4 protein-coding genes and 2 pseudogenes are annotated in these 5,288 nt (G+C 61.0%); 2 read left to right on the top strand and 4 right to left on the bottom strand.

Features of this window, described 5'->3' with window-relative positions; genetic code table 11:
- From KHQ28_RS09845 to KHQ28_RS09830, 4 genes are all read right to left on the bottom strand, one after another.
- On the bottom strand, positions 1-700 hold a 700-nt coding region (locus tag KHQ28_RS09845), incomplete at its 3' end, for an N-succinylarginine dihydrolase (protein WP_211777595.1).
- A 21-nt stretch (positions 701-721) separates the two neighbouring features.
- A complete protein-coding gene (gene astD / locus KHQ28_RS09840) occupies positions 722-2,188 on the bottom strand; it encodes a succinylglutamate-semialdehyde dehydrogenase (protein WP_004210329.1) in 1,467 nt (488 codons plus the stop codon).
- Entirely contained in the window at positions 2,179-3,201 is a 1,023-nt protein-coding gene (gene astA, locus KHQ28_RS09835; protein ID WP_004179649.1) for an arginine N-succinyltransferase, read from the bottom strand. The genes astD and astA overlap by 10 nt, the downstream gene beginning before the upstream one ends.
- An 18-nt stretch (positions 3,202-3,219) precedes the next feature.
- Complete coding sequence (locus tag KHQ28_RS09830) at positions 3,220-4,425, bottom strand: aspartate aminotransferase family protein (RefSeq protein WP_004176366.1); 1,206 nt, start codon at positions 4,423-4,425, stop codon at positions 3,220-3,222.
- Between the two features lie 169 nt (positions 4,426-4,594).
- On the opposite strand from KHQ28_RS09830, the pseudogene KHQ28_RS09825 reads away from it, so the two are divergent.
- Positions 4,595-4,742: pseudogene (locus tag KHQ28_RS09825) on the top strand (hypothetical protein).
- 212 nt (positions 4,743-4,954) lie between these two features.
- A pseudogene (locus KHQ28_RS29180) lies at positions 4,955-5,288 on the top strand (Glu/Leu/Phe/Val dehydrogenase dimerization domain-containing protein); the annotation flags it as partial.

Below are 5,288 nucleotides of genomic sequence, written 5' to 3'. Positions count from 1 at the left end.
ACACCGTGTAGCGCGGATCCAGCTGATGCAGGCGGGCCACCGCTTCGCTGGCCTCGAGGGTCTGCCGCGCCGGATACTTCACCGGGGCGATACCGCCGCTGGCGCGTCGACCATAGACGAAAAACTGCACCCCCTGCCGGTCATATTCCCGGCAGAAGCGGTTATGGTTGGCCGCCCCTTCATCGCCGAGGTCGCCATGCTGCGGCAGCGCCGCATGGTGGGCAAAGTAGCGCGGATCGGCGAACGTGGCGCCAAGGATCGCCGAGGTGGTGGGCGCCTCCTGCATACGGTGCAGCTTATTGTTCAGGTTGGCGACGGTGAAATGGACTTTGCCATCGGCGCTGTCCGCCGACGGTGAGACAGTCGCCGCGTTGGCGGTCCACATCGACGAGGCGGAGCTGAAGGCGGAGAGCAGCTGCGGCGCCGCATGGGCCGCCTGCCGGATAACCTGCTCATCGCTGCCCTGGAAACCCACTTCGCGCAGCAGACGCAGATTCGGCCGCGGCTGCGGCGGCAGAATGCCCTGTACGAAGCCGCGGTCGGCCAGGGCTTTCATTTTATACAGCCCCTGCAGCGCCGCCTTTTTAGGGTTAGAGAGACCATCGCGGTTATTTTGCGAGGCTTCATTGCCGACGGAGAGTCCGGCGTAGTGGTGCGTCGGGCCGACCAGGCCATCAAAGTTTGCTTCAAAACCAGACATATGTCCTCACAGGATCCGTTATCAGAATGGCAGGCCCGGCGATACCGTCGCCGGAAGCGTCAGCGTATCGCTGACCAGAGAGGCCATCGGCCAGGCACAGTAATCGGCGGCATACCACGCTGCCGCGCGATGGTTGCCGGAGGCGCCCACCCCGCCAAACGGCGCTTTACTCGATGCGCCGGTCAGCGGCTTGTTCCAGTTGACGATCCCGGCTCGCGCCTCGTCCGCCAGCTGATCAAACTGCGCCGCATCGCTGGAGATCAGCCCGACGGCCAGGCCATAGCGGGTCTGATTGGCGAGGCGAATCGCCTCCGGGAAGCCGTCGTAACGGATAATCGTCAGCAGCGGGCCAAAGTACTCTTCATCCGGCACCTCAATGCCGGTGACGTCGACGATCCCCGGGGTCAGCACCGTGGAGCGTGGGTCAGGCTGGCGCATGCGCAGCAGCACCTTGCCGCCGAGCCCCTCCAGTTTTTGCTGCGCCGCCAGCATGTTCTGCGCAGCGTCGAGAGAGATCACCCCGCCCATAAACGGCGCCGGCTGATCATCCCACTTGCCGGCGCGGATCTGCGCGCTGGCCTCTACCAGCCGCTGCAGCAGCGCATCCCCCTGCTCGCCGCGCGGCACGATCAGCCGGCGCGCGCAGGTGCAGCGCTGCCCCGCAGAGATAAACGCCGACTGGATAATCACATGCAGCGCCGCATCGATATCGGCCACGTCGGCGACGATCAGTGCGTTGTTGCCGCCCATCTCGAGGGCCAGCATCTTCTCCGGCTGGCCGCCGAAGTAGCGATGGAAGTGGAAACCGGCCGCCGCGCTGCCGGTGAACAGCACGCCGTCGATATCACGATTTTCCAGCAGCGCCTGGCCGGTGGCTTTTCCGCCCTGCAGCAGGTTGATCGCCCCGTCGGGGATGCCCGCCTGCTGCCACAGCTGGACTGTCATTTCAGCGGTAGCCGGCGTCAGCTCGCTGGGTTTAAACACAATGGTGTTCCCGGCGATCAGCGCCGGAATGATATGTCCGTTGGGCAGGTGGCCCGGGAAGTTGTAGGGGCCAAAGACCGCCATCACGCCGTGCGGTTTGTGGCGCAGCAGCGCTTTACCGTCCGGCAGCGTCGACTCATGAAAGCCCGTCCGCTGGTGATAGGCTTCGATGGAGATCGCGGCCTTGCCGATCATCGCCTGCACTTCGGTGCGGGTCTCCCACAGCGGCTTGCTGGTCTCGCGGGAAATCAGGGTCGCCAGCGCCTCTTTATGCGTCTCCAGCAGCGCGGCAAAACGCTGTACGACGTCAATACGCTCGGCCAGCGGCCGGTGCGACCAGGGATAAAACGCCGCGCGCGCCGCGGCGCAGGCCGCCTGGACGTCGTCAGCCCCCGCGCTGGCCGCCTGCCACAGCAGCGACTGATCCTCCGGGGCCAGTTTGCTCATCGTTGCGCCACTGCCTGGCAGCCACTGCCCGGCTATAAACTGTGCTTTTACCGCCATGATCTGTTGTCCTCTGGATTCAGGGTTACCGTAAAAACGCGGTCGGTTTCACTGACCTGCAGCGCGTCCAGCGCGGCGCTGTCAAGCGAGACCTGCTCTTCGTGGGCCACCAGCAGCGCCCGAAAGTTGTCGAATTGACCGTTGGCGACGAGGGTCGGCGCCGGCAGGTCGCCCATCAGCTGCCGGACAGGCAGGCGCTGGCTGTCGCGCACGGCGCGGATCTGATCGGTGTCCGCCTCCAGCACCGGACCGGCATCGAAAATATCCACCGAGCCGCGCCAGCTGAAACCCTCTTTCTCGAGGATCGCCCGCGCCGGGGCGGTATTGGGATGCACCTGACCGATGACCCCGCGGGCCGCTTCCGGCAGCAGTGAGATATAGATCGGGTACGCCGGCATCAGTTCGGCAATAAAGGTTTTCATGCCGGTGCCGGTCAGCCGGTCGGCATCGGCGAACGGGATGTCGAAGAAATGATGGCCCAGCGCATCCCAGAACGGCGACTGTCCCTGCTCATCGCTGCAGCCGCGCAGTTCGGCAAACAGGTGCGGGGAGAACCACTCGCGAAAGGCGGCGATAAATAAAAAGCGCGCCTTGGAGAGCAGCAGACCATTGCGGTTGCGCTGATACGCCGGGTCGAGAAACAGCGTACATAGCTCACTATGCCCGGTGTGGTCATAGCTGAGATTAAGCAGCTCCTGGGGCTTATAGACTCCCAGCGCTTTCGAGGCGCGCACCGTTTTCTGAATGCGAAAATTGTAAAACGGCTCGTCCAGGCCCACTGCGACCTCAATGGCGCTCACCCCCACCACCCGCGCCAGCGCGGTGTCCTCCAGCACAAACAGGAAACCCTGCTGGCTGCGTGGCAATTCGCCGGCGAAGGTCTCGATACTGCGCCGGATCCGGGCCGCCAGGCGCCCGACGTCATGCGGTAAAGAGGTCATGCCGACCCCCGCCCGCGCGGCGAGGCGGACGATGTCGTCGAGATCGTTTTCCCGTACGGGACGAAATAGCATCACAGGCCGTCCTCCCGGTTAGCGGGTTAAGCGGGCAACGGCGCGATCAAGGCGCACGAAGGCTTCCGCAATATCCGCCAGCGGGATATTGAGCGCCGGCGCGAAGCGCAGCACGTCCGGGCCGGCAATCAGGGCGATCAGCCCCTCTTCCGCCGCCAGGTTGGTCAACGTTTTGGCCTTGCCGCGCAGCGGCCCCGCCAGCTCAGCGCCGATCAGCAGACCGGTGCCGCGCACGGCGCTAAACGCATCGTAACGGGCAGAGATCGCATTCAACTGGTCAACGATCAGCGCATGGCGCTCGCCAACGCCTGCCAGCAGCGGCGCATCGAGATGGGCCAGCACGGCGTTAGCGACGGTTGCCGCCAGCGGGTTGCCGCCGAAGGTAGTGCCATGGGTGCCTGGCTGGAAGACCTGCGCCCAGGCCTCTTTCGCCAGCATCGCGCCGATCGGGAAGCCGCCCCCCAGCCCTTTGGCGCTGGTGAGAATGTCCGGGACGACGTTGTAATGCTGGTAGGCGTAGAGATGGCCGGTACGCCCGGCGCCGGTCTGCACCTCATCGAATATCAGAGTGGCATGATGGCGATCGCAGAGGGTACGCAGCGCCTGCAGGAACGCCGGGTCCGCCGGGATCACCCCGCCTTCGCCGATAATCGGCTCGACGATCACCGCGCAGGTGCGCGAGGAGATCGCCGCGGTGACCGCCTCGATATCGTTATAGGGCAGATGGGTAATGCCCTGCGGCAGCGGAGCATAATCGCTGGAATATTTCGGCTGGCCGCCAACGGAGACGGTGAACAGCGTGCGGCCGTGGAAGGCGTGGTTGAAGGCGATGATTTCGCTTTTTTCACCGCCAAACTTATCGTGGGCATATTTCCGCGCCAGCTTAAGGGCCGCCTCGTTGGCTTCGGCGCCGGAGTTGCAGAAAAACACCTTGTCGGCAAAGGTCGACTGCACGAGGGTTTTTGCCAGCTGCAGCACCGGCTCGTTGGTATAGCCATTGCCGATATGCCACAGTTTCGCCAGTTGATCCTGCAGGGCCTGAGCCAGCGCCGGGTGAGCATGGCCCAGGGCGTTCACTGCGATGCCGCCCGCCATATCGATATACTCTTTCCCCTGCTGGTCCCAGACGCGGGAGCCCGCCGCTCTGACCGGAATAAACGGCGCGGGGGCAAAACAGGGAACCAGGTAAGCGTCAAAATCTTCGCGAGTCATACTGCCTGACATAATTTATCTCCGGAACGTAAGACGACGGAAAACGCTCCCGTCGCGTTGGACAATCGACATCAACCCTGCCCCTCGGCTTATTTTGGGCACGAGCGCACCCGCTGCGATGGTAAAAATATTCACCACAGAAAAATAAAGCCCTATTCTTTTTACGGGTAATTGTTAATTCATGGTTAATGCCATGTTGTTGTGTGGGCTAATGCTGGCCTGTGAACAACAAGATTGTCAATACGGACAAAAGCAATTTATTCACTTTTTGAAGATCATCAAGATAATGAAAAATATAGAAAAAAATATTTTATTATGCACTTAAGTGAATAAAAAGTGAATTAAAATGCACAGCTTGCGGGTGGTTGATGTGCGTAGTTATTCACTTAAAAAATAAAAAATCTAACAAAAATTTAAAAATCGGAATTGCCGTCAAATACCGCTTTATAAAATTGGTGATACCATTCATTGCACAGAGTTTACTGCTGTAGCTATTCCACGGTTTTACACGACATAAATAACACTGAGAAACAGGACTCTTATGGAAAAGTTATCTTACGCATCTGAAAGTAGTACATCTCCATGGACCACCTACCTGCGCCAGATCGACCGCGTCGCGCCTTATCTCGGCGATCTTGCCTACTGGGTGGAAACCCTGCGCCATCCGAAGCGCGCGCTGATCGTCGACATTCCTGTGCAAATGGACGACGGCACCATCCGCCACTTCGAGGGCTATCGCGTTCAGCACAATCTGTCGCGCGGACCGGGTAAAGGTGGTGTTCGCTACCATCCGGATGTCGATCTTAACGAAGTCATGGCACTTTCTGCCTGGATGACCATTAAGTGCGCCGCGGTCAATATTCCTTACGGCGGGG

Source organism: Klebsiella sp. 28 (assembly GCF_018223905.1).
In the GTDB taxonomy this organism is placed as follows: Bacteria; Pseudomonadota; Gammaproteobacteria; order Enterobacterales; family Enterobacteriaceae; genus Klebsiella; species Klebsiella pneumoniae.
Note: the sequence above shows the minus strand (reverse complement) of the source record. Positions and strands in the feature narration are given on the sequence as shown.

Excerpts from the sequence above, each read along its gene's own strand:
- astD (WP_004210329.1), bottom strand. The coding sequence starts at position 2,188 with ATGGCGGTAAAAGCACAGTTTATAGCCGGGCAGTGGCTGCCAGGCAGT.
- astA (WP_004179649.1), bottom strand. The coding sequence starts at position 3,201 with ATGCTATTTCGTCCCGTACGGGAAAACGATCTCGACGACATCGTCCGC.
- KHQ28_RS09830 (WP_004176366.1), bottom strand. The coding sequence starts at position 4,425 with ATGTCAGGCAGTATGACTCGCGAAGATTTTGACGCTTACCTGGTTCCC.